The sequence below is a fragment of the Leifsonia poae genome, from assembly GCF_027921845.1.
GTDB lineage: Bacteria > Actinomycetota > Actinomycetes > Actinomycetales > Microbacteriaceae > Leifsonia > Leifsonia poae.
Window position 1 is genome coordinate 917,179 of sequence record NZ_BSEN01000015.1, and the last position, 23,446, is coordinate 940,624.

25 protein-coding genes and 4 tRNA genes are annotated in these 23,446 nt (G+C 68.4%); 9 read left to right on the plus strand and 20 right to left on the minus strand.

Annotation, left to right across the window (positions count from 1 at the left end):
• Nucleotides 1–6 precede the first annotated feature (6 nt).
• The gene (locus tag PKE84_RS19160; protein WP_271178837.1) at nucleotides 7–609 is read right to left on the minus strand and encodes an HIT family protein; all 603 of its coding nucleotides are present in this window, start codon (nucleotides 607–609) and stop codon (nucleotides 7–9) included.
• A complete protein-coding gene (thrS, locus tag PKE84_RS19165) occupies nucleotides 597–2,579 on the minus strand; it encodes a threonine--tRNA ligase (protein ID WP_271178838.1) in 1,983 nt (660 codons plus the stop codon). Before thrS ends, PKE84_RS19160 begins: the two co-directional genes overlap by 13 nt.
• A gap of 86 nt (nucleotides 2,580–2,665) precedes the next feature.
• Between thrS and PKE84_RS19170 the strand changes: the two genes are divergently transcribed.
• Nucleotides 2,666–3,037 (plus strand): L-rhamnose mutarotase, encoded by a 372-nt coding sequence (locus tag PKE84_RS19170; protein WP_271178839.1) that lies wholly within the window; start codon nucleotides 2,666–2,668, stop codon nucleotides 3,035–3,037.
• Between the two features lie 21 nt (nucleotides 3,038–3,058).
• Here the strand turns inward: PKE84_RS19170 and PKE84_RS19175 are convergent, their stop codons facing one another.
• Nucleotides 3,059–4,327 carry an MFS transporter gene (locus PKE84_RS19175; RefSeq protein ID WP_271178840.1) on the minus strand — a complete coding sequence of 423 codons (1,269 nt, stop codon included), beginning with the start codon at nucleotides 4,325–4,327 and terminating at the stop codon, nucleotides 3,059–3,061.
• A 189-nt stretch (nucleotides 4,328–4,516) separates the two neighbouring features.
• Here PKE84_RS19175 and PKE84_RS19180 point away from each other — a divergent pair, with 189 nt between their 5' ends.
• Nucleotides 4,517–5,077 (plus strand): dihydrofolate reductase family protein, encoded by a 561-nt coding sequence (locus tag PKE84_RS19180; RefSeq protein ID WP_271178841.1) that lies wholly within the window; start codon nucleotides 4,517–4,519, stop codon nucleotides 5,075–5,077.
• Nucleotides 5,078–5,157: 80 nt separating this feature from the next.
• Here PKE84_RS19180 and PKE84_RS19185 read toward each other — a convergent pair.
• The 3 genes from PKE84_RS19185 to PKE84_RS19195 form a co-directional block, all read right to left on the minus strand.
• Nucleotides 5,158–5,229, minus strand: a tRNA-Val gene (locus tag PKE84_RS19185).
• Nucleotides 5,230–5,251: 22 nt separating this feature from the next.
• A tRNA-Cys gene (locus PKE84_RS19190) sits at nucleotides 5,252–5,325 on the minus strand.
• Nucleotides 5,326–5,378: 53 nt separating this feature from the next.
• Nucleotides 5,379–5,450 (minus strand) — tRNA-Gly (locus PKE84_RS19195).
• 163 nt (nucleotides 5,451–5,613) lie between these two features.
• Here PKE84_RS19195 and PKE84_RS19200 point away from each other — a divergent pair.
• Nucleotides 5,614–5,689 (plus strand) — tRNA-Val (locus PKE84_RS19200).
• Between the two features lie 160 nt (nucleotides 5,690–5,849).
• Nucleotides 5,850–6,629, plus strand: a complete 780-nt coding sequence (locus tag PKE84_RS19205) for a class I SAM-dependent methyltransferase (RefSeq protein ID WP_271178842.1) — start codon at nucleotides 5,850–5,852, stop codon at nucleotides 6,627–6,629.
• A 102-nt stretch (nucleotides 6,630–6,731) separates the two neighbouring features.
• Here the strand turns inward: PKE84_RS19205 and PKE84_RS19210 are convergent, their stop codons facing one another.
• The 6 genes from PKE84_RS19210 to PKE84_RS19235 all read right to left on the minus strand — a co-directional run bounded on the left by PKE84_RS19210 (nucleotide 6,732) and on the right by PKE84_RS19235 (nucleotide 10,975).
• Complete coding sequence (locus PKE84_RS19210) at nucleotides 6,732–7,337, minus strand: response regulator transcription factor (protein WP_271178843.1); 606 nt, start codon at nucleotides 7,335–7,337, stop codon at nucleotides 6,732–6,734.
• Nucleotides 7,334–8,383, minus strand: coding sequence for a sensor histidine kinase (locus PKE84_RS19215; protein ID WP_271178844.1), 1,050 nt, complete (start codon nucleotides 8,381–8,383; stop codon nucleotides 7,334–7,336). Before PKE84_RS19215 ends, PKE84_RS19210 begins: the two co-directional genes overlap by 4 nt.
• Nucleotides 8,384–8,507: 124 nt before the next feature.
• Nucleotides 8,508–9,314: an isocitrate lyase/PEP mutase family protein gene (locus PKE84_RS19220; RefSeq protein WP_271178845.1), complete on the minus strand. Its 807-nt coding sequence runs from the start codon at nucleotides 9,312–9,314 to the stop codon at nucleotides 8,508–8,510.
• 89 nt (nucleotides 9,315–9,403) lie between these two features.
• Nucleotides 9,404–9,787, minus strand: a complete 384-nt coding sequence (locus tag PKE84_RS19225) for a hypothetical protein (protein WP_271178846.1) — start codon at nucleotides 9,785–9,787, stop codon at nucleotides 9,404–9,406.
• 103 nt (nucleotides 9,788–9,890) lie between these two features.
• On the minus strand, nucleotides 9,891–10,433 hold the full coding sequence (locus PKE84_RS19230; protein WP_271178847.1) for a GNAT family N-acetyltransferase: 543 nt from the start codon (nucleotides 10,431–10,433) through the stop codon (nucleotides 9,891–9,893).
• Between the two features lie 62 nt (nucleotides 10,434–10,495).
• Nucleotides 10,496–10,975, minus strand: coding sequence for a DUF1990 family protein (locus PKE84_RS19235; protein WP_271178848.1), 480 nt, complete (start codon nucleotides 10,973–10,975; stop codon nucleotides 10,496–10,498).
• 182 nt (nucleotides 10,976–11,157) lie between these two features.
• Here PKE84_RS19235 and PKE84_RS19240 point away from each other — a divergent pair, with 182 nt between their 5' ends.
• Nucleotides 11,158–11,868, plus strand: a complete 711-nt coding sequence (locus PKE84_RS19240) for a hypothetical protein (protein WP_271178849.1) — start codon at nucleotides 11,158–11,160, stop codon at nucleotides 11,866–11,868.
• A 121-nt stretch (nucleotides 11,869–11,989) separates the two neighbouring features.
• Here the strand turns inward: PKE84_RS19240 and PKE84_RS19245 are convergent, their stop codons facing one another.
• Complete coding sequence (locus PKE84_RS19245; RefSeq protein ID WP_271178850.1) at nucleotides 11,990–12,886, minus strand: alpha/beta hydrolase; 897 nt, start codon at nucleotides 12,884–12,886, stop codon at nucleotides 11,990–11,992.
• A 30-nt stretch (nucleotides 12,887–12,916) separates the two neighbouring features.
• Nucleotides 12,917–13,438, minus strand: coding sequence for a beta-class carbonic anhydrase (locus tag PKE84_RS19250; RefSeq protein WP_271178851.1), 522 nt, complete (start codon nucleotides 13,436–13,438; stop codon nucleotides 12,917–12,919).
• A 523-nt stretch (nucleotides 13,439–13,961) separates the two neighbouring features.
• Here PKE84_RS19250 and PKE84_RS19255 point away from each other — a divergent pair.
• Genes PKE84_RS19255 through PKE84_RS19270 form a run of 4 tightly spaced genes read left to right on the plus strand, consistent with a single transcriptional unit; the run spans nucleotide 13,962 to nucleotide 17,354 of the window.
• Nucleotides 13,962–16,544, plus strand: a complete 2,583-nt coding sequence (locus PKE84_RS19255; protein WP_271178852.1) for a WD40/YVTN/BNR-like repeat-containing protein — start codon at nucleotides 13,962–13,964, stop codon at nucleotides 16,542–16,544.
• A 15-nt stretch (nucleotides 16,545–16,559) separates the two neighbouring features.
• Nucleotides 16,560–16,814, plus strand: a complete 255-nt coding sequence (locus PKE84_RS19260) for a hypothetical protein (protein WP_271178853.1) — start codon at nucleotides 16,560–16,562, stop codon at nucleotides 16,812–16,814.
• 14 nt (nucleotides 16,815–16,828) lie between these two features.
• Nucleotides 16,829–17,113, plus strand: coding sequence for a hypothetical protein (locus PKE84_RS19265; protein WP_271178854.1), 285 nt, complete (start codon nucleotides 16,829–16,831; stop codon nucleotides 17,111–17,113).
• Nucleotide 17,114: 1 nt separating this feature from the next.
• Nucleotides 17,115–17,354 (plus strand): hypothetical protein, encoded by a 240-nt coding sequence (locus PKE84_RS19270; RefSeq protein WP_271178855.1) that lies wholly within the window; start codon nucleotides 17,115–17,117, stop codon nucleotides 17,352–17,354.
• A 19-nt stretch (nucleotides 17,355–17,373) separates the two neighbouring features.
• Here the strand turns inward: PKE84_RS19270 and PKE84_RS19275 are convergent, their stop codons facing one another.
• The 6 genes from PKE84_RS19275 to zapE form a co-directional block, all read right to left on the minus strand.
• Nucleotides 17,374–17,736: a type II toxin-antitoxin system PemK/MazF family toxin gene (locus tag PKE84_RS19275; protein WP_271178856.1), complete on the minus strand. Its 363-nt coding sequence runs from the start codon at nucleotides 17,734–17,736 to the stop codon at nucleotides 17,374–17,376.
• Between the two features lie 25 nt (nucleotides 17,737–17,761).
• The gene (locus PKE84_RS19280) at nucleotides 17,762–19,132 is read right to left on the minus strand and encodes an ammonium transporter (RefSeq protein WP_271178857.1); all 1,371 of its coding nucleotides are present in this window, start codon (nucleotides 19,130–19,132) and stop codon (nucleotides 17,762–17,764) included.
• Nucleotides 19,133–19,250: 118 nt separating this feature from the next.
• Nucleotides 19,251–20,534, minus strand: coding sequence for an ammonium transporter (locus PKE84_RS19285; protein ID WP_271178858.1), 1,284 nt, complete (start codon nucleotides 20,532–20,534; stop codon nucleotides 19,251–19,253).
• Between the two features lie 205 nt (nucleotides 20,535–20,739).
• Nucleotides 20,740–21,288, minus strand: coding sequence for a hypothetical protein (locus PKE84_RS19290; protein WP_271178859.1), 549 nt, complete (start codon nucleotides 21,286–21,288; stop codon nucleotides 20,740–20,742).
• 41 nt (nucleotides 21,289–21,329) lie between these two features.
• Nucleotides 21,330–22,349 (minus strand): serine hydrolase domain-containing protein, encoded by a 1,020-nt coding sequence (locus PKE84_RS19295; RefSeq protein WP_271178860.1) that lies wholly within the window; start codon nucleotides 22,347–22,349, stop codon nucleotides 21,330–21,332.
• A 4-nt stretch (nucleotides 22,350–22,353) separates the two neighbouring features.
• Nucleotides 22,354–23,406 (minus strand): cell division protein ZapE, encoded by a 1,053-nt coding sequence (zapE, locus tag PKE84_RS19300; protein ID WP_271178861.1) that lies wholly within the window; start codon nucleotides 23,404–23,406, stop codon nucleotides 22,354–22,356.
• Nucleotides 23,407–23,446 lie beyond the last annotated feature (40 nt).

The following is a 23,446-nucleotide window of genomic DNA, read 5'->3' on the forward strand; positions in this document are numbered from 1 at the left end:
GCCGGTTCAGTCGGTCGGCCAGGCCTCGGCGATCGCCGTCCGCACATCACCGAGGAGCTGCGGGAGCGCCTTGGTCTTGGCGATGATGGGCAGGAAGTTGGCGTCCTGCGCCCAGCGCGGCACGATGTGCTGGTGCAGGTGCGCGGCGATCCCGGCTCCGGCGATCGCACCCTGATTCATGCCGAGGTTGAAGCCGTCGTTCTTCGACACCTGCCGGATGACGCGCATCGCCGTCTGCGTGATGCTGCCGATCTCGGCGACCTCCTCCGGCGTCGCCTCGTCGTACAGCGCGACGTGCCGGTACGGGCAGACGAGCACGTGGCCGCTGTTGTAGGGGAACAGGTTGAGCAGCGCGAACGCGTGCGTGCCGCGATGGACGATGAGGGCGTCCTCGTCGCTCATCGTCGGAGCGACGCAGAACGGGCAGTCCTCGTGGCCAGGCTGCTGACCGTGCTGGATGTAGACCATCCGGTGCGGCGTCCAGAGGCGCTGGAACTCGTCGGGCACGCCCACCAGGTAGCCGGGGTCGTCGATGCGCACCGCGTCGGATGCCCCGTCGTCTCCCCCGGCTGCCTGGCCGGAATAGTCGTCGATGCTCAGTCGAGCCATGCGGTGACGACCTGCTCGTGGTTCGCGATCGACGACACGATGCGTTCGATCGCCTCGTCCACGGTCACGCCGTTGCGCTGAGTACCGTCGCGGAAGCGGAAGCTGACCGTGCCGGCCGCGGCATCCTCTTCACCGACGATGAGCTGGTACGGGACCTTCGCCTTGGTGTGCGTGCGGATCTTCTTCTGCATCCGGTCGTCGGAGTGGTCGACTTCGGCCCGCACGCCGCGCGCCCGGAGACGCGAGATGACATCGTCGAGCACGGGACCGTACGCATCCGCGACCGGGATGCCGACGACCTGCATCGGCGACAGCCAGACCGGGAAGGCGCCGGCGTAGTGCTCGAGCAGGATCGCGAAGAAGCGCTCGATCGAGCCGAGCAGGGCGCGGTGGATCATCGCCGGCTGCTTGCGCGTGCCGTCGGCCGCGTTGTACTCGAGCTCGAACAGCTCCGGCTGGTTGAAGTCGAGCTGCACCGTCGAGAGCTGCCAGGTGCGACCGATCGCATCGCGCGCCTGCACCGAGATCTTCGGGCCGTAGAACGCGGCGCCGCCCGGGTCGTCCACGAGCTCCAAGCCGGACTCGACCGCGACCTCGCGCAGCGTCTCCGTCGCCTGCTCCCAGCTCTCGTCGGAGCCGACGTACTTGTCGGGGTCCTTCGTCGAGAGCTCGAGGTAGAAGTCGGTGAGGCCGTAGCCGCGCAGCGTCTCGAGAACGAACTCGAGCTGGCGCGCGACCTCGTCCTTGATCTGGTCCTCGGTCACGTAGATGTGCGCGTCGTCCTGCGTGAGGCCGCGCACCCGGGTGAGGCCGGACAGCGTGCCGCTCTTCTCGTAGCGGTACACGGTGCCGAACTCCGCCAACCGCAGCGGGAGCTCGCGGTAGCTGCGACCGCGCGCCCGGTAGATCAGGTTGTGCATCGGGCAGTTCATGGGCTTCAGGTAGTAGTCCTGGCCCTGGCGGGTCACGTGACCCTCGGCATCCGTCTCCTCATCGAGGTGCATCGGAGGGAACATCCCCTCCCGGTACCAGTTGAGGTGCTGGCTGATCTCGTACAGGCGCCCCTTGGTGATGTGCGGGGTGTTGACGAGCTCGTAGCCGTTGGCGATGAGCCGCTCGCGCATGTAGTTCTCGATCTCGTTGCGGATGATGCCGCCACGAGGATGGAAGACCGCGAGACCGGAGCCGATCTCGTCGGGGAAGCTGAAGAGATCCAGCTCGGCGCCGAGCTTGCGGTGGTCGCGCTTGGCGGCCTCCTCCATGCGGGTCTGGTAGGCGCGCAGCTCGTCCTTGGTCGGCCAGGCCGTTCCGTAGATGCGCTGCAGCTGCTTGTTCTTCTCCGAGCCGCGCCAGTAGGCGGCGGCCACGCGGGTGAGAGCCCAGCCGTTGCCGATCATCCGGGTGTTGGGCAGGTGCGGCCCGCGGCAGAGATCCTTCCAGACCGTCTCGCCGGTCTTGGGGTCGACATTGTCGTAGATCGTCAGCTCGCCACCGCCGACCTCGACGCTCTCCTCGGCGTCGAACGCCGCGGTGTCGCCCTTCTGCGCTCCGCCTTTGAGGCCGATCAGCTCGAGCTTGTACGGCTCGTCCGCCAGCTCGGCGCGCGCCTCGTCGTCGGTGACGACCCGGCGCACGAAGCGCTGGCCGGCACGAACGATGCGCGACATCTCCTTGTCGAGGGTCTTGAGGTCCTCCGGGGTGAACGGCTCGACGACATCGAAGTCGTAGTAGAAGCCGTCGGTGATGGGCGGCCCGATGCCGAGCTTGGCCTCCGGATTGATCGACTGCACGGCCTGTGCGAGCACGTGAGCGGTGGAGTGGCGCAGGATGTTCAGACCGTCGGGCGAGTCGATCGTGACCGGCTCGACGGTGTCGGTGGTCGTGACCTGCGTCGCGAGATCTTTCAGTTCGCCGTTGACGCGCATGGCGACAACGGAACGGTCGGTGAAGAGCTCGAAGCCGTCAGCCACCTGTTCCACTCCTAAATGTTCGTTGTTGGACGGTTCAACTTTAGTGCGGGCAGGCGTCCCGGCCGACCATCCCTATGCTGTTGCCCATGAGCGCAGACGCACAGACCCGCCGGGTGGCCTTCCAGCTTCGGGTGAAGCCCGACCGGCTCGACGAGTACCTCGACCGGCACACCGCCGTGTGGCCGGAGTTCCTCGCCGAGATGGAGGCGGCAGGGGTGCGCAACTACAGCATCTTCTCCCGCGGCGACGGGGTGCTGTTCGGCTACTACGAGTGCGACGACCCGGCGGCCTCTCAGGCGCAGTTGACGGCGACGGATGTCGACGCCCGCTGGCAGGCCGAGATGGAGGAATTCTTCGACCGCTCCCAGGCGGGCGTTGAGGGCTTCACCGATCTGGTCGAGGTCTTCAACCTGGATGCTCAGCTGAGCCGGGCGCGGGCCGAGGGGTTCACCGGCTGACGTTGAACACCATTAACACCGTCACGACGGGTTCGGGGTTCCGTCTGGCGTGACGCGTCGTTTCAGGACGCCCGCGAGCACGATGATGATCACGCCGGCGATGGGAACGATCAGGAGGGCGACCCTCAGGTCGGTCGCGTCGGAGACGACGCCGATGATGAGCGGTGAGAGGAGGAAGCCCAACCGCATCAGCCACGTCACCACGGTCAATCCGGTGCCGGGCCGCAGGCCGGGGATGCTGTCGGCAGCCGACATCGTGGCGGGTACGAGCGTCGCGATTCCGAAGCCCGCGGCGGCGAATCCGAGCAGAGTCGTCGCGATCGACGGGAACGCCAGCGCGACGGCCATCCCGATGAAGACGAGCACCCCGCCCGCTCTGGCCACCGCTCGTTGACCGAGACGGTCGACCAGGCGGTCGCCGACGAGCCGCCCGATGAACTGAAAGCCGATCAGAGCGATGTAGCCCGTCGCGGCCAGGGCGGCCGGCGCGGCGAGCGAGTCGGCCAGGTAGAGGGTGGCCCAGGAGTTGCCGACGTCTTCCACGATCGTGCTCGCGATGGCGATGAGCGCCAGGCCGGCCATCAGGGCGACGATGCGCGGCGAGATCCGGGCCCTGTGTCGCACGCTGCTGAGTGCTGCGGGAACGTCGGGCACGGCCGCGTCGGGGATGCTCCCGTCGGGCACGGCCGCGTCGGGAACGGCTTCATCGTGTCCGGGGAGGCAGAAGCGGAGGGCCACGATCGCCGTCGCGGAGAAAAGCACCGCGGTGCCGAGCAGGTGCACGGACAGCGGAAGGCGGAGGGCGATGGCCGCGGCGGCCATGAACCCGCCCGTGACGGCGCCGAGCGACCAGATCGCATGGAACGAGTTGATGATAGAACGGCCGTAGCGCCGCTGCACGCGGAGCCCGTGGGCGTTCTGGGCCACGTCGGTGATCGAGTCGAGCAGCCCGACGACGAACAGGCTGGCTGCGAACATCCAAGGGGCGGCAGCCAGCCCGACCACGAACATCGCGACGGCGAGCAGTACGGTGCCGATGGCCGCCAGCCGAGCGGAACTCAGCCACCGGATGAACGTGCCGGCCGCGAGACCCGAGAGGAGCGCGCCGACGGGCACGGCGGCGATCGAGAGGCCGTAGAGGGTGTCGCTGAGTCCGAGGGCGGCCTTGATCTCAGGAAAACGCGGGATCACATTCGCGTAGATCGCGCCGTTCGTGAAGAACAGGGCCGCGACCGCGACGCGCGCCCGTCGCTCGGCGGTGGAGGGGGCGACGACGGCGGGGGCGGTCATCGAGCGCACGGCACGGTCGGATGGGCGAAGGGTGGGGCAGGGATCACACCGAATTATCGAGGCGCGCCGACCGCCGTGTCCAGTCGACGCGGACCGATATCCGGCGCAACGGGGACTCAGATGCGGATGCGGTCGGCATGAGCGTACGTTCGGGTGAGTACGGCCGCTCGCATCACGGAAGAGAACGAGATGAAACCCCTTCGATACGCCATCAACGTCACTCTCGACGGCTGCTGCCATCACGAGGCGGGGCTTCCTCCGGACGAGGAGTCGATGCGTTACTGGACTGCCGAGATGGAGCGTGCCGATGCTCTGCTCTTCGGCCGGGTGACCTACGAGATGATGGAGTCGGCGTGGCGGCGGCCGGCTACGGGCGCGTGGCCCGAGTGGATGGACGACTGGCAGCTCCCGTTCGCCGAGGCCATCGACGGGGCGAAGAAGCACGTCGTGTCGAGCACGCTGAGCGGGGTGGACTGGAATGCCGAGCTGCTGCGGGGCGATTTGAGGCAAGCGGTCGAGCGGCTCAAGCAGGAGCCTGGCGACGGCCTGTTCGTGGGCGGGGTGACGCTCCCCCTGGCGTTGGCGGATCTGGGACTGATCGACGAGTACGTGTTCGTTGTGCAGCCGGTGCTTGCCGGACACGGGCCGACGTTGCTCGCTGGCCTGCGCGAGCACATCCAACTCGAGCTCGTGGATCGCCAAGAGTTCCGCTCAGGAGTGACGGCGCTGCGCTACCGACCCAGCGCGTAACCACGCGCACGCCCGGATTCGCAACGGACAGGTCCGCAAGAAACGGAAAAAGCCCCCGGATCTCCGGGGGCTTCTCTCTGTGGGCGATACTGGGATCGAACCAGTGACCTCTTCCGTGTCAGGGAAGCGCGCTACCGCTGCGCCAATCGCCCAAACCCGAGCGTTACCCCGGGTTGGAGGTGGATACGGGATTCGAACCCGTGTATACGGCTTTGCAGGCCGCTGCCTCGCCTCTCGGCCAATCCACCGTTTGGGTTCACCACCGTGATGAGAGGCCCGATCTTTCGATCGGGCCGACTCGAGCGGATGACGAGATTCGAACTCGCGACCCTAACCTTGGCAAGGTTATGCGCTACCACTGCGCCACATCCGCAATTTTGTTCCGCATCTCTGCGGCACTTGAATGACTTTAGCCGATGCGATCGCCGAATTCCAAACTGGAGACGTAACCGGGTGTGTCGCGTGGCCGATGTGCGCCGGGGCCGTTTCGTCGGCTAGTATCGAGTCTCGCAGCCGGGATTCTCCGGCGCAGTTCAGGGCGATTGGCGCAGTTGGTAGCGCGCTTCCTTCACACGGAAGAGGTCATCGGTTCGAGTCCGGTATCGCCCACCACATAAAGGCTTCTGCGTCACGGTCCCCACTCTCGATCTGCCGGCGGGCTTCATCGCGCAGCGTGGTGCGACCGTCGTGCACTAGGCGGAATCCCCCAACTCCGATGCCTCTGACGGCTGGTCCGTGCCGCTCGCAGCGAACTCCGTCCTACAATCGTGCCGTGTGGCACGATGACCCCATGGTTCAGACTCCCCGCGACGGCACGACCACCGACGACCACTCGGCAGGAGCCGCGTACGACAGCATCGCCGAGGGGTACGCGGCCCTCAATGAGACCAGTCTCCTGAACGAGTACTACAACCGGCCCGCGCTGATCCAGCTCGCGGGCGACGTCACCGGACATCGGATTCTCGATGCGGCATGCGGCTCGGGACCGATCCTCTCGGATCTGCGTGACCGCGGCGCCGTCGCCACGGGCTTCGATTCGAGCCAGGGGATGCTGGATCAAGCCAGGCAACGGCTCGGCACCGACGCTGACCTGTTCGTCGCCGACCTGGCGGATGCGCTCCCGTTCGCCGACGACACCTTCGACGACGTCATCGTGTCCCAGGCGCTGCACTACCTCGAGGACTGGGCACCGACACTTGCTGAATTCCACCGTGTGTTGAAGCCCGGCGGTCGCCTAATCGTCTCCGAAGAGCATCCATCGGCGACGTTCCTCGGCGATCGTCTCTCCGGCGGAACGTCAGAGTATTTCGGGACACGGCCCCGTACCGAGGAATGGACTTTGGGCGCTGGAACGGCCGAGCTCACTTTCTGGGACAGACCTCTTCACGCCATGACGGACGCGTTCGCTGCGGCGGGTTTCCGCATCGAAACGATCAGCGAACCAGCGCCTGCGGCGGCCGCATATGAGCGATTCCCCGACGAGTTCGAGAACCGCCCAAGCGGACGCTTTCTCGCGTTCCTGCTCTTCGTGCTGATCGCCGTTGAAATATAGCGCTCCGATCAGCACTTCCTTCGCACGCGTTCGCGCCTCACCCTTCTTACGCGCCGCTCAACCGGCGCGACCGACGATGTCTCGCATCGACTGGATTTGTGCTCACTCCTCGGAGCCCCAGAGGTCGAGACGCACCGCTTTTCGCACGGCGTCGATCCGGGAGGTGGCGCCGAGCTTGGCATAGATGTTGGTGGTGTGCCGCTTGACCGTGCCCTCCGCGATGTGAAGGCGCCCGCTGATGTCGCGATTCGTGTAGGCCTGGGCGATCATCCTGAGCACTTCGAGTTCGCGGTCCGTGAGAATCTGCGGCACCGGAGGGTTCTCGGGTCCGGCCGGCGCCGTCGAAGAGGGCGGGACGGCCGCAGCGATCGCACGGCGGAGGGTGACGCCGTCGATGCTCTTGTTCATGAACGCGGATGCGCCGGCGCCGACCAGTCGGCGTTGAAGGACGGCATCCGAGTGCATGGTGAGGATGATGACCGCCGTCGCGGGCGAGACCCGCCGGATCCTGCCGATTGTCTGCTCGGCCGACGGACCCGGCATCTCGACATCGAGCAGCAGGACATCCGGTTGATGCTGCTCGATCAGGCGGACCGCTTCGTTTCCGTCGGTGGCCTCGCCGACCACCGTGAAGTCGCTCTCGATGAGCGCACGCACGCCCTGCCGGAACAGGGCATGGTCGTCGGCCAGGGCGACTGTTCTGATCACACGCTCTCCCGCGGGTGCGCGATGGTCAGGGTGACGGTCGTGCCGGCATCCGGTTGTGTCTGGATGTCGAGGTCCGCTCCGATGAGCTCGGCACGCTCCTGCGCCGCGATGAGTCCCAGCGCTCCCGGCCGGATGCGGTCGCGGTCGTAACCGACGCCGTCGTCCTCCACCGTGATGACGATGCCGCCCGGATGCCAGGTCGACGTCACCCGCACCTGTGCCGCACCCGAATGTCGCCGAGCGTTGTGGATCGCCTCGCGGACGATGATGAACGCCTCCTCCTGCACGCCCGCGGGCAGGGAACGGGGTCGGCCGGCCGTGCGTGCCTCAGCGGCAGGAGAGTCGGCGTCGAGATCGGAGACGTAATCCTCGATCGCCTGCTCGAGACCCTTGTCGCCGACCGAGTGGCGCAAGTCCATTGCGAGCGCGCGGGTCTCTTCGAGGGCGGTCTCGAAGAGCAGGAGTGCCTCCTGGATGCGCGTGTGGCTGTCCTCCGGATGCTCCTGATCGATCCGGACGCGCTGAATGCCCGCCGCAATGCTGTGGGCGACGCGGTCGTGCAGCTCCCGCGAGATGCTGAGGCGCTCCTCGCTGTGCGCGACCGCGAGGCGCTCGAGCAGCACGTTGACGTACTCGACCGAGGCGGGGACGACGTTCTCCATGATCGAGGCGTTCAGTGCTCGCGCGATCTCCGCCTCGGTGCGGTGGTCGAGCGCGATCGCGCCCAATGCGACGTCGAACAGGAGTTTCGCGGCGGTGAGACTGTCGGCCGGGTGGATGTTCTGCCGCGCTCGCGTCTCGCCGACGTTGAAGTCGGGCGGGGTCGGCAGCGGGTCATCCGGAGCGATGCCGAGCCGTTCGAAGGTGCGCCCGATCACTCGCCCCACCTGCGACCGCAGCTGAGCGGTGGTCGCCGCGTCGGCCGTCAGGGCACTTCCGCGGCCGTCGAGTCGACTGATCAGCTCATCGGCCACGCGGGACGCGACCGCTACCGGATCATCCTGTCGCGCCCGGTCGCCCTCGGAGAGCAGCTTCTTCGTGACCACACGACAATGATGGCCGCTCCGCCGGTCGAGGGACGACCACAACGATGTGACCTTCGGCACATTCCTCTTCGGCCCAATCGTGCATAGTCTCTTCGGGTGGTGCCGCCCGGGGGAAGCGCGGCGCTCAGGTGGCAGGTGTTCGGGGGGACCCTGCCACCCCACGCTTCGCGCGCGACGCGAAGTCGACGAGCCGCTGCTGCGACTCGTCATAGGAGGTCGCGGTCAGTACGTCGCGCCTGTCACGCACCGCTCTGGCGACGTCCACGGCGGCGTCGATCGCAGCGCGATACGGCAGCGACCCGGTGCTGACCCTACGGATGCCCAGGTTCTTCAGATCGTCCAGCGTGAGGCTCGGCACGACCAGCACGTTGACGGGCAGCGGGATGCCGGCGGTCAACTGTTCCAGCGTCGCCGGGTCCGCCGCACCCGGGATGAAGATCCCGTCCGCTCCCGCATCGGCGTACGCCTTCGCCCGCTCGAGGACGGCAGCAACCGTGTCGTCCTCATGGAACCAGTAGGAGTCCACCCGCGCGTTGACGAACACCTGAGGCGCGGCACGCTTGATTGCGACGATCTTCGCGGCCAGCACCGCCGGATCCACCAGTCGCCCGTCAGCCGAGTCCTCAATGTTCACGCCGTCAACGTCAAGCCCCGCGACAAGGTCGGCGACCTCACCCGGATCATCGCTGTAGCCGTCCTCGATGTCAGCGGAGATGTAGACGGGAAGCGAACTGATTCGCCCGACCAACGCGACGGTGGCATCCCGGCTGGCGCCTGCAGCATCCGGTTGCCCGGCCGACGCATTCACGCCGAAACTCGTCGTGCCGATCGCAGGAAAACCGGCTGCGGCGAAGGCGAGCGCGGAGCCGACATCCCACGCGTTCGGCAGCAGCAACAACTCGTCTTCGAAATGCAGTTCGCGGAACGTCATGGTTGTCCCTCCCACCCTGCGAGGCTAGCGCTGCGCCGGCGAGCGCGATACCCGGTCGTCGCACGCGGGCGATGGCTACGCGCGCGAGACTAGTTCCCGCCGCGCGGCGACTCGTCGTCGATCGGGCCGCTCGTTTCAGGTCGGGGAGCTGGAGACAACCGACGGAGCACGGCATACGCCACCAGGTAGCCGATGAGCGCGAGCGTTCCGAGCTGGACGAGCCAGCCACCGATCGCCTGCCAAGTGGCCGGGCCGGTGTCGGGCGCACCGGAGATCAGGACGGCCGTTGCGGAATCGCCGACCTCGCCGATATCGCCGACCGTGGTGTCGCTCAGCGTCGACCCGACGATCGCAAGGATGATCGCACCGACGATCAGGCCGACGACGGCGATCGCGGCCAGCCACCCGAGGCCGGGATTGCCGAGCGTCAGGCTTGGCCGGGTGCGCACGGAACCGCGGGCGGGCTCAGACATCGGGATCATTTCCTCCTGGGGCAGGGCAACGTACGAACGCCACCTGCGGCAATCCTAGAAGCAGCAGACACGTATCGATGACCGACGGCCTCTTCGGACCCGGTCAGAGCGCCCTGCTCGTGAACAGTGAGTCTCCATGCAGCGCATCCGGTTGCACCCGGCCGGTCTCGACGAAGCCGAGCTTGGCGAGCACGCGGCGGGACGCGGTGTTCCAGTTGCGCACTGTCGCCCACAGGCGGCGGTAGCCCGACGCCTCCGCCCAGGCGAGCACGGCCCACGACGCCTCCGTCGCGTACCCCTGGTTCCACACTCGGCGCAGGAACTCGAACGCCAGTTCCGGCTCTCCGTCCTGCCCGTGCACGCTGGGGATCAGCCCGCAGTAGCCGATGACGTCGCCCTCACCCGTGCGCTCTGCGACCAGCAGATCACGAACCGAGGCGTGCTCGTCGCGGCGGATCCAGCCCTCGATGTCCTCGACGGTGGGATGTCCGTCCGCATCGATCCGCCGAGGGGGAGGGACGCGCGGGTCACGCTCGGTCCACAATTCGTGCTGCACAGCGGCGTCTGAGACGCGCCACCGTCTCAGGAGCAACCGGTCGGTCTCGAGAACGACCTCGTCGTCTGCCGGAGCTCGCGACTGATCCATGGAGACAAGTATGCCGGGCCTCGCCGTCGTCCTCGCCCGACGCGGTCGGCGCGGACCGTAGCTCAGCGCAGCGACCGAAGGTACCTCCGGCGAGCCACGCGCTGCGCGACGAGCAGCAGCAGGAACAGCGCGCGCCACGGCTGCTGAGAGGCCGCGCGCGTGAGCGATCGCACGACGAGGCTCACCTGATCACCGTCTCGCTGCACGATGAACGACTCCTCCCCCGACACCGGATGCCCCGGCCGGGTCCGGTAGGCGAAGCCCACGCGATCGGTCTCCTCGACCACCTCGACGACTTCGATCGGTTCTCTGATGGCGAGGCCGAGTACACGCGCGGTGATCACCAGCCGTTGCCCCGCAGCGACACGTTCAGCGGAATCGACGGTGAACCCGCTCTCGGTCTTCACTCGCCAGTGCAGCACGTCGGTGCTCGCTCGCTCCCAGACGGCGGGGCCGGAGCCGATGACGGCCGACACCTCCGACCGCCGATAGCAGGGATCCGTCGCCGGCCAGACGTCGATCTCCGGCGCCGTCATCCCCATGTCCGCCCTCCAAGCCGTCGGAGCGAGAGTATCAACCGCGCAGGGGCCGATTCACCGACGACCACCCCCGAGCGACGACGTGCGGAAATCCGCGGCGAAGAACGCGATAGCCCCTAGGGTGTGCTCAGGCACATGGACGCGAGCGCTGTCTGGATCGGCAGCGCAGCGGAGAAGGGGGCATTGTGGCGCGGAACGTCAGTCGACTCAAGCAGTTCGCGACGGCAGCGGCGACGCTCGCTGCGGTCGGCCTGCTCGTCGGCTGCGCCGCCACGGCCTCCGCGCATCCGGATGCTCGTTCAACGGCGACGCCGACGCCCGAGGCCGTCACCGTGCCGATGCCCGATCTCGGCCCCTCGCCGGCACCGGCTCCGCAGACCGCTGCCCAGACGGAGCAGTTGAGGATCGCACGCGCGGATGAGGCGTGGAAACAGCTTGTGCAGCAGTACCCCTCGGCGGTTCGCCCCCAGGTGACGTTCGACGGCTACATCTCGGACGCGACCGAGATGGACGTGATGACACAGTGCTACACGGAGCAGAAGGTTCCCATCGCACTCGGCTATCCGGCCGGCGCGCAGAAGGGCGACAAAGCCACCAGCGTCGGCGCGGAGACGACCAACGAGCAGGAGGCGATCGGCGCCTACGTGTGCAACGTCGAGCATCCGTACCCGCCCACGTCACCAATGACACAGCAGCAGCTGGGCTGGCTCTACGACTACCTGACCCGGTTCCTGGCTCCGTGCTACCAGGCCAACGGCATCGCCAACCCTCCGGCGCCGTCTCGCGCCGACTTCATCGCGAAGTGGCCGCACCAGAACTGGTTCCCGAGCGACGGCGGTCTCATGGACGGCCCGAGGGCCGCGGCCATCGTCAAGGCATGCCCGTCGCCGAAATGATCTGGGCGCGGCTACGGTCGTGCCCCGCTGCGCCAAGCAGAAACGGGCACTGCGCGGGGCGACAAGACGTAGCGGGAGAAGCGCACGCCACCAGGGCTGCTGGCGGCCGCAGCACGGCGACTCACACGACGCGCTCGCGCAGGAACACCCCGATCCGCTCCGTCGCCTCTGCCGCCTCCGGGGTGCCGAGCATCAGCTGGTACACGTGCGGTAGTCCGTCACCGACCTCGAAGCGTACGTCGCCGCCCGCGTCCGTCGCCGCGCGCGCCAAGCGTTCCGCGTCGCTGAAGAGGAGGTCGGCCGTCCCCACCTGCACCAGCAGCGGCGGGAGGCCGGCGAGGGACGCGAACAGGGGCGACGCCAGCGGATTCCGAGGGTCGGCCCCCGCCAGGTAGTCGGACGCCAGCCGGCTGAGCAGTTGCGGGGTCGATATCGGATCCTCGTCGACGCGGTCTGTCATCGATGCACCCGAGCTCGTCAGATCCACGGTCGGCGACAGCAGCACGCCGGCGGCCGGCAAGTCCTCGCCGGCGTCCCGGGTGGCCACGAGCAGCGCAACCGCCAGCCCGCCACCGGCGGAGTCACCGGCCACCGCGAGCGATCGCGCCGCAGTTCGCCGGCGAAGCCAGCGCCACACGGCCAGCACGTCGTCGATGGCCGCAGGAAACGGATGCTCGGGCGCGAGCCGGTACTCGGGGAACAGCACCCGCATCCGGGCCGCCCTGCCCAGGCGCGCCGCCAGCTCGCCGTCGCTGCGCAGCGACCCGAACTGATAGCCGCCGCCGTGCAGAAAGAGGAGCGCGCGTCTGCCGTCGACCCCTGGCGCGTCCAGCCAATGCGCCACCACGCCCGCGGCGTCCACAGCGGTGACCACGACATCGTCGGGCACCGGATGCGCGGATCCGGCCGGCTCGAAGCCCGCGCGTGTCTCCGTGAGCGATTCGGCCGGCTCGTTTGCACTCGCCCGCTGGCGCTCTCTCAACGCCTCCATCACATCCAGCATCGCCCGACTCGGCATGTCGAACCGTCTCCGGCCTCCCGCGTCGGCCTAGCCGGCGGCCGGCAGTGCCGCCGGGAGCACCTCGCTCACCCGGCCGGTGTCCAGATGGAAGATGAATCCTCTGACCGCCACATCCGCCGCGATCCACGGATGCGAGCGGGCCTTCTGCATCTGCTCCAACGTGTTCTGTTCCGTGTCGGTGAAGCTGTAGAACTTCGCCGGCGCGATCGGAGACACCCCCGTCTCGTTCCGGAGCCGATCCTCCAGTTCGTCGTCCGTGAACCGGAGCATGCCGCAGTCGTCGTGATTGATGATCATGATCTCGCGGGTGCCGAGCACTCTGGTCGAGATCACGAGGGAGCGGATCGAGTCGTCGTCGATGACCGTGCCCACATTCCTGATCATGTCGACATCGGCGTCGGCCAGCCCCAGTAGGCGCACGATGCCGGACAGGCGCGGATCCGCGCAGGTGACGATCGCGATCTTGGGAGAGGGAGGTCCGCCCGGGCCGGGATCGTAACCACCGGCGATCGTCGCATTGGCGTTCAGCGCCTCATCGATGAGACTCATGGTCGCATTCCTCCTGTCTGCACGGGCTACGCGCGTGGATGCTCTCGGCTGCGGCAGCTGCTGTGACCCAAGCGCGACTCTATGTCCGCCGGTAGGTCGACCGGAACGCGGGGTTCCCCCCATCTCACCGGCCGCGCCACCCTGTTCGTGAGGGAAGTCCGACACGTCGTTCTCCGCACAGCACACCGCTCTTGCGGCCCCAGCTGCAGCGGTGGGACCATGAGGGGTTGAGACCGACCGGAAGGACGGGCAACAGTGACCCGTCGACCGGGCGAACCAGCAGACGACAGCAGCGATCGGGCGGAACAGCGCCTTCAGCAGTTCATCGCTGCGCACGCAGACGTTCCTGCTGACGATGAGGCTACGTCGGGTGAGGAATCGAACGGTCACGAAGCCGACCGCGCGACCGGCACCACGCCGGTCGACCCGCGTGCCACGGGCACGCACTCCGCGAACCCTCCCGGGAGTTCGAGCTGAGCATGTGACCGGCGCTGCCGGACGCTTCTCCAGGAGGTGAGCGTACGTGCACGGACCAGAAGGCACGACGACCGCGGCCGCAACGACGACCGCAGCGAAACCACCCCGACCACCCGGCGGCAAAGCACTGCTGCGGCTGATCGAGACGCTGGCCAAGGCGGGGCTCGACGATGTCGCGCGGCAGACCGTCGCGGATGCCGTCAGCGAGCGCGCGCCCGCCGTTCTCGCTCTCGCTCCCGAGCTGAACGCCGCGCCGGCACCGCGCAGCACGCGAGGCCGAGGGCGCGCCAGGACCCCCGCCCCCGAGGCCGCGGAACCCGGCGCGACAGCAGCCGAAGCCGCGCGCGCGTATGCCGAGGACTCGGCCGCTGCGGCGCTCCTGCTCGGGCCCCCCACCAGGACCGGCCCGCAATGGCGCCCGCTCGGACCGGCGACCATCACCAACGGCCAGACCTACGGCGCGAGCAGGATCAACGTCAGCGGACGCGCGTCCGCACTCGCCGTCGATCCGGCGCGCCCCGATCACGTGCTCGTCGGAGCCGCGAACGGCGGCGTCTGGGAGACCTCGAACGGCGGCGACAGCTGGGCGCCCCGCACCGACTACGCGGCCACAACGACCGTCGGGGCTCTTGCGTTCGACCCCTCGAACCCGTCTCTGGTCTATTGCGGCACCGGCGAGGGCGACTGGTGGTCGTGGCTCGGGAACGGCGTGCTTCGCTCGACCGATGGCGGAACGAACTGGACGCCACTCGCGACCAACCCGTTCGTCGGCCAGGGGTTCCACAGCCTCGTCGTCGACCCGTCGACACCCACCAGGCTCTTCGCCGGGACCACGGGCGGACTGTACATCTCGACCGACAGCGGTGTGACCTGGACGCAGAGCCGCTTTCAGCGCACCTGGTCGATCTCGGTGTCGCCGACCGGCGGCGAACTGCTCGCAGGATGTGCGGACGGCGCGTTCTCGAGTACCGACAGCGGCGCGACGTGGAATCCGATCACGCTGCCCGGCGCACCGGCGAGCTACCAGCGCGTCGCCGTCTCGATCGCGCCCTCCTCCCCGACGGTCGCGTATGTCTGGGCGGCCGACAACGCGTCGCCCTCGGCGGCCTACCTCTGGCGGCGCGCCCGCTCGCCGCGCGCCGTGCGGTGGACGCAGTTCCCTGCGCCGCCCGGGTCGAGCGGCGGTCAGGGCTGGTACGACTGGTACGTCGCGGCGTCACCGGACTCGGCGACCGAGGTCTACTGCGGTGAGATCCATCTGCACCGAGGCGACCTGACCGGGTCGACGTTCGCGTGGGAGAACATCTCCAGCAAGCCGGCCGGCGACTCCATTCACCCCGACCAGCACTCGATCGCCTTCTCCCCGCGCTCCGCCGCCACGCTCTACGCAGGCAGCGACGGCGGTGTCTTCCGCTCGGATGACCGGGGCGTCACCTGGCGCCACCGCAACAACGGTCTGGCGATCAGCGAGTACGAATACCTGGCGCACGACATCGGGTCGCCGCGCTGGCTCATCGGAGGAACCCAGGACAACGGCACCAACCGGTACACCGGCTCGGCGACCTGGGAGCACGTGCAAGACGGCGACGGCGGCGACTGTGCGAGCAATCGCACGAACTCCGACATCGTCTTCCACACGTTCCAGAACGGCTCGGCCGAACGGTCGACGACCAAGGGAGCCTGGGCGAGCTGGTCGAACATCACGCCGGCCCGGCCCGCCGGCGAGAGTTCGGGACTCTTCTACGTGCCGTTCGAGGCGAGCGAGTCGGGTGGCGACACGGTCGCGCTCGGCGGCGACGCACTCTACGTGTCGCGCGACAACGGGACGACCTGGACCAGGGTCGGCTATCCGGCCGGCGGCACCGCGAGCGCGATGCATGTTCCGGATCCGGACACCGTCGTCGTCGGCCTCACCGGCGGCGGCCTGCTGGTCACCCGGTTCAGTGGCGGAGCCTGGGGCGCGTTCTCGAGCCTCACCACTCCGCGTGCCGGAGCCTGGGTGAGCGACATCCGGGCGGTGCCGGGAGGCTCGGGGCGGCTGTGGGCGACGAGCTCCAGTCGCGGCGGCGGGCGTGTCTTCCGATCGTCGGACGGCGGCACGACGTGGACCGACTGCTCCGCCGGACTCCCCAACCTCGGGATCAATGCGATCGCGGTGGATCCGGCGAATCCGTCACGCGTCTGGGTCGCCGCCGACCTCGGCGTCTACCAGAGTCAGGACGCCGGAGCGACGTGGAGCCCCTTCGCCTCCAGCCTCCCCAACGCCTACATCGGTGACCTGATATTCCATCCGCACGCGCGGGTGCTGCGCGCAGCGACCCGCAATCGCGGCGTCTGGGAGATCCCGGTCGACGGCTGGCCGACCTCGCCGACCTGCGGAGTGCAGTGGACGGGAACGCTCGCCCCACACGCATCAGGCCGCTGGTTCACGTTCAATTGGCCCGCCGCCTGGCACGTCATCTGGACGGCGATGCCGACGGTCATCACGCCCGGCGGCCCGCAGCTGTCCTACTCGACCCAGGTGGAGCGCGCGAGCTCCGAGTTCGCCACCTACTGGATCACCGTGCGGAACCTCAGCAACGCGCCCGTCACGTTCGAGGGCCGCTTCGAGATCTTGAGCTTGTACTGAGAGGGAGAACAGATCATGTGGACGAACGTTCAATTCACCGGCACCCTCGCCGCCGGTGCCTCGGGCAGCTGGTACACGTGGGGCTGGCCTCCGGCGTGGCATGTCGTCTGGTACCTGATGCCCACCACACCGAAGCCGGGTGCGCCCCAGGTCGACTGGACCATCCAGGTCGAGCGGGGCGCGACCGATCAGTGCACCTACTGGATCGTTGCACGCAACCTCACCACGACGCCTCTCACCTTCGAGGGCCGTTATGCCGTTCTGAACTGAAGGAGCGCACCATCATGCACGTCAGCATCACGATCGACGACGGCGCACCCGATGCCGTCGAGGTGACGTCGGGTGATCACGGATCGGCTGCAGCCGACTCCGCACCCGCAGAAGTCCTCGCCCGTGCGGCGGCCGTCGGCGCGAAGTCGGCGGGAGCAGCACCGACGGGTCCTGGCGCAGCCGGGGCGACGGGCGACGTCCCGGCAGCGCCGGGGGCCGGAGATCGACCGGGCGTAGATGCCTCTGACCCCGGCGACGCGTTCTCCGCCGGTCCCGCCGTCCCGTTCGGAGGCGAGTGAGATGCGCCGCCGACTCACCATCCGGATGTCCGTCGAAGGAGTCATCGCGCTGATCGCGGCGATCGTCGCGATCGTGACGCTCATCCAGCCGCAGTGGATCGAGCGGCTGACCGGTCTCGATCCCGATGAGGGCAGCGGCACGGCCGAGTGGCTCGTCGTCGCCGCGCTCGCGCTGATCGCCGTTGTCTTCGCCGTGCTCGCCGCGGTGACGGGAGCACGCCTCAGATCCGCCCGCGACTGACCACGGTCGACGCCGGTCGTCAGCTCCAGCCGTAGCGGCCCGCGAGCGCTGCCCGCACGACGTCGAAGCGCGCGCGCTCGAGCGCGGCCGCCTCGCGGCGCATCCCTCCCTGGTGCACGCGGAAGACCCGCTGCAGGTTCACATAGCTCGGGCGCCCCTGGCTGTCCCACGGTCCGCTGCCGATCGGCACGTATTCAGGGCGGCCCGGATGCGCCTGGCTGGTCAGCTGCACCGCGAGCACGGTGCCCGATCGCTCGCTCGCCACCACCAGCACCGGACGGTCCTTGCCACGGCCGTCGGCCTCCTCGTACGGCACCCAGGTCCAGACGATCTCCCCCGGGTCCGCGTCGCCATCGGTGGACGGCGCATAGGCCGTGCGCACCGGACCGATGCGGTGCGGGTCGACCTCAGCGGTCGCGTCCCGCCCGCTGCGTCCCGGCTCGTCCCCCGCGAGCTGCGCCCGGGTCCCCGTCGTCGTCGACGCCGGTTTCGAGCTCGGCTTCGGGTCCGGGTTCGACCGGAAGAGGTTCGCCAGAGTGCGCAGGAGTCTCATCGGGGATGCCACGGTGGGCACGATACCGGACGCGCGTGAGTCCGATCGTCACACGCAGAAGCACCGCGATCAGTCCCGAGATCAGAACCGATGCCGCGGCGACGGATAGGGCGGCGACGGCCTGCGACACGAACAGGTCGAAGTTGCCGCTGTCGATCATCCCGCCGCCGCTGGCGAACAGGCCGATGAACAGCAGCCCGACCAGGCTCGCGACGATGTGGATCACGCAGATGGTCATCGGAACGCCGAACCGGGCTCGCGCCGCCACGTCGACCATCGAGGCGCAGGCGAGCGCCGCGAGCACGCCGAGGAGCAGCGACCACCCCGTGGTGATGACGCCGGATGCCGGAGTGATCGCCACCAGCCCGGAGACGGCGCCGCACAGTGCACTGGTGACGGTCGGACGGCGGAGCATCACACGGTCGACGACGATCCAGGTCAGGGCGCCTCCCGCCGAGGCGATGAGGGTGTTCATCCAGATCAAGGGAGAGAAGGAGTCGACGGCGCCCTCCGATCCCATCGTCAGCCCGAACCAGCCGAACCAGATGAGCGCGCCGCCCGCGGCCACCAACGGGAGGCTGTGGGGACCTGCCACCGGATGGCCGGCCCGCCCGCACGCGAGGATCACCCCGGCCGCTCCGCTCCCGGCGGCGAGGCTCACCGGGATGGCGCCCCCGAAGTCGATCACGTGCATCCCGGCCACGGCCCAGCCGTTCGACAGGGCGAACACCGCGTAGCAGGCGGGGAACAGCACGAGCACCGACCACAACGCGACGAAGACGACCCAGGCGCGCAGCGTGACGCGCGACGCGACGGCGGCACCGAGGATCGCGACCGCGACCACGCAGAGAGCGATCAGGTAGCCCGCATGGGCGAGCGGGTACGGGTCGATCGTCGCGAAACCGCCCGCGCCGAGGCCGGCATCGCCGAGCAGTCGCATGAGGGCCCAGTCCGGCTGCCCGACGACCGTCGGAACGAGCGCCGGGCCGAGCATCAGCCCGAAACCGCCGAGCACGGCCAGCACGACCACGACGGCCGCCCCCGAGAGTGCGGCCCTGAACGCCTGCGCCGCTCCATCGCGACCGGTCATCCCGCCGTAGAAGAGCGCGATGCCCGCGACCACCAGGATGACGAGCGTGGCGCTCACGAGCATGAGCAGGCTGTCGACCTGTTGCGACGACGCCGGTGCAGCGACGGCGACCGCGTGGGAGCGCCACGTGATCATCCGCCCTCCTTCTGCGCACGCCGACTGGCTCTCACCCTAGCGCCAGCCCGCACACGGAGCGGGGTGCCGCCCGAAGGCGACACCCCGCTCTGCTGCTGTGTGAGTGAGTTGCGTCGGATCAGACGGTCTCGAGGGCGTAGCCCTCTTCGCCGTGCACCACCGTGTCGACACCGGCCAGCTCGTCCTCGTTCTTGATCCGGAAGCCCATGGTCTTCTGGATGACCCAGCCGATGGCGTAGGCCAGCACGAACGAGTAGATCATCACCGCGAAGGCTCCGACGGCCTGCACGCCCAGCTGCTGGAAGCTGCCGCCGTACAGGAGGCTGGAGAAGGAGTCCGTCGCCTCGCCCTTGGAGTTGTAGACGTGGGTGAAGCCGAAGATGCCGATCCAGAGGGTTCCGATCAGACCACCGATGAGGTGGATGCCGACCACGTCGAGCGAGTCGTCGAAGCCGAGCTTGAACTTGAGGTCGATGGCCAGGCAGCACACCGCGCCGGCGACGATTCCGAGGAGGATCGCGAAGCCGGGGGTCAGGATGTTACAGGCCGGGGTGATGGCGACCAGACCGGTGACCGCGCCGGACGCCGCACCGATCGACGTCGCCTTGCCGTCCTTGAGCTTCTCGACGATCAGCCAGCCGATGATCGCGGCGGCCGGTGCGGCGAGCGTGTTGATCCAGGCGATGGCGGCGACACCGTCGACCGCGGCCTCCGAGCCGGCGTTGAAGCCGAACCAGCCGAACCACAGGAGGGCGGCACCGAGCAGGGTGAGCGGAACGTTGTGCGGCTTCGACATGCCCTTCTGGAACCCGACGCGCTTGCCGAGCACCAGAGCGAGCGCCAGGCCTGCGGCACCGGCGTTGATGTGCACCGCGGTACCACCGGCGAAGTCGTTCACGTGGAGGACGGCGGGAGCCCAGCCGTCAGCCAGGTTGAACACCCAGTAGGCCACCGGGAAGTAGACGACCGTGACCCAGACGCCGGCGAAGACCATCCACGCGCCGAACTTGGCGCGGTCGGCGATCGCTCCGGAGATCAGGGCGACGGTGATGATCGCGAACGTGGCCTGGAAGCCGGCGAACGAGAGACCGGAGAGGTCGGGCGTGATGCCGTCCTTGCCCATCAGGCTCGAGAGCATCCAGTCGGGCGTTCCGAGGAAGTGCGGGATGGAGGCCGGTCCGAAGCTGAGGCCGTAGCCGTAGGCCACCCAGAGCACTCCGACGAGGGCCATGGCGCCGAAGCTCATCATCATCATGCTGATGACGCTCTTGGCGCGAACCATGCCGCCGTAGAAGAAGGCCACGCCGGGGGTCATGAGCAGGACAAGCGCTGCGGCGACGAGCAGCCACAGGGAGTTGACGGTCCCTGCCTCTGCGTAGTCCGCTGCTGTGTGTAGCAACATACGAATGGTCTACCTCTCTGTGAATGCACACGGTGACCCCGGTGATGCTGCTCGGGAGCGCTTCGGGGTGTCGCCAGTTTTGTCGGGAGAGGTTTCGGTCGAGCGATGCTCGTGTTTCGCGAGTGTTACGCATGCGCCATGCATGTAAACATCGTGTTTCGGCGAGCGGAGAAGTCGATGCCAGACCGCCGGGATTATGCCGGAGTCAGGACCGGATCGCGTCGTCGTCGGGCACGTCGATGGTTTCCGAGCGCTGCTCGACCGCTGTCGGCGCCGCCGGCGGCGTCGAGAAGAACGTCGGAGCCACTCCGGCGAGCGCCCCCAGCGTCACACCGAGCAGGGCGATCGCGAGCACATGCAGGCCCGCGTAGTGACTCACCAGTGCCGCCACCCCGATCACGGCGACCCCGAGATTCCCTGACCGCTGCGCCCAGTACGCCAGGTTCTTCGGCCCCGCACGGAAACGGGCGTCGGCGTCGGAGCCGTGGACGCGGGTCCACCTGGACAGCGCCGAGATGGCAAGGATGATCGCGAAAGTCCCGACCAGCACACCCCCGTCGCGCGAGAGCCACCCGGCTTCGCCCGCAGCGACCAGGCCGACGATCAGTATCGCGGTCACGGCAAGATTGAGGTATCCGTACGGCCCGAACTCCGGCACCCGCCTCAGCGGACGGATCGTCGCCTCGGCCGACTCATCGACCGGCACAGCACGAGCGCCCATGGTCGCCCCACCGACCACCCGATTCTGCAGCATGACCCGACCCTATCTGTCGCACGCACGGCGCCGCCAGGGACTCAGCCGAGGAGTTCCGCCAGCCGGCGCGCCACCGGCCACGCGCCGTCGGAGCTGTTCGAGATCACCGTGACGGTCTCGTCGCGGTCGACACGATGCCAGCTTCGGAAGGAGACGCCCGCGTCGTACCCCTCGAGCAGCACGGCGCCGTCGGCGTCCCGCAGCCAGAAGCCGAGGCCGTAGCCCATGCCGTCACCGGCGTCGCTGACACGCTCGAGCATCCGGGCGATCGCCGACCTCGACACGATGCGACCGCCGAGCAGCGCCAACCAGAACCGGCCGACGTCGCCGACCGTCGAATACGCACCGCCGTCGCCGCTTCCGACGACCGGCAGGTGGAACACATTGGTGCGGTCGTGCCCCGCGATCGGCAGGTACCCGAGGGCGGCGTCGCCCGGCAGTTCGTCGGAGCGCGGGAACCCTGTCGCCGTCATCCCGGCCGGCTCGCAGACCCGGGTGCGCACGAGCTCATGGAACGGCACCCCGGAGACACGCTCAGCGATGAGGGCGAGCACCACGTACCCGCCGTTGCAGTACGAGAACCGCTCCCCCGGCGCGAACTTCTGCGGATGCCCACCGAGCACGCGCAGGTAGTCCTCGGTTGCGACCAGCTCGTGCACCGGCACGGGCAGCACGTAGTCGGTGATCTCCCCTTCGGCCTCCTCATCGAAGTAGTCGCCGATCCCGGAGCGGTGCGCCAGCAGCTGCTCGACGGTCACCGCGTCGTCGATCAAGGGCAGGTCTCCGCCGAGCACCGACCGTGCGGTCGTCTCGAACGCCAGCGCACTGTCGGAGATGAGCGACACCACGGCGAGCGCCGTGAGCCCCTTCACTCCGCTCGCGATCCCGAACCGGGTGCCGGCAGTGTTCCGGATGCCGCGGGCGCGGTCAGCGAGACCGTACGCCTTCTCGACGACGGTCTCCCCTCCACGCACGATCGAGACGGCCCCGGCGAACCCGCTCTGCCGCGCGACCGCGTCGACACCATCGGACAGGGTGACCTCGTCGGGAAGCGTGGACATCGGGCTACTCGTCGTGCGGGGGCAGCTCGCCCGTGGTGAGCGCGATCATGCGCGACACCGAGCGCAGGTACTTCTTGCGGTAGCCGCCACCGAGCATGTCGTCGTCGAACACCCCGTTGAGCGCCTCGCCGGTCTGCACGATCGGGATCTCGGCGTCGTAGACCCGGTCGATGAACGCGACAAGTCGCAGCGCGGCCATCTGGTCGTGCAGGATGCGCACCCCGGTGAGCCCGATCACATCGACGCCGTCGAGCAGCTTGATGTACTTCGACGGGTGGACCGTCGCCAGGTGCGCGATCAACGCGTCGAAATCGTCACTGGTGACCGACTCGCCGCGGTCGGACAGTGTGCTCACGATGCGGTCGTAGACCTGCTGGTCGACCGTCACCGCGCGTCCCTCGGTGTCGCGGCGCCGGTAGTCGAGTCCGTCGATGCGGATGGTCTCGAACCGGTCGGAGAGCGCCTGGATCTCGCGCAGGAAGTCGCTGGCGGCGAACCGCCCCTCGCCGAGCGCGTTCGGGGGCGTGTTGGAGGTCGCCGCGATGCGGGTGCCGGAGGCGACGAGCTCGCCGAGCATCCTGGTCATCATCATCGTGTCGCCCGGGTCGTCGAGCTCGAACTCGTCGATGCAGATGAGCGCCGAGCCGCGCAGCAGGTTAACGGCGCCGGCGTAGCCGAGCGCGCCGACGAGAGCGGTGTACTCGATGAAGGTGCCGAAGTACTTGGGCCCGGGCGCCTCGTGCCAGAGCGCAGCCAGGAGGTGCGTCTTGCCGACACCGAAGCCGCCGTCGAGGTACACACCCGGCTTGGTCTCCGCCTTCTTGCGATTGCGGCTGAAGAGCCCGGCCGGGCGCTGCGGTTCCCACGACTTCGCGAACGACTTCAGCAGCCCGACGGCCTCGGCCTGCGACGGGTAATCGTGGTCGGGACGGTACGACTCGAAGGTCGCGTGCACGAACTGCGACGGCGGCACGAGCGACGCGGCGATCTCCACCCCCGTGATGTCGGGCGTGCGGTCGGCGAGACGCACGACAGCGCCGGTCTGTTCGATGGTCATGAAAGCTGCACCTTTGTGTCGAAGTCTTACCGCACCTGTT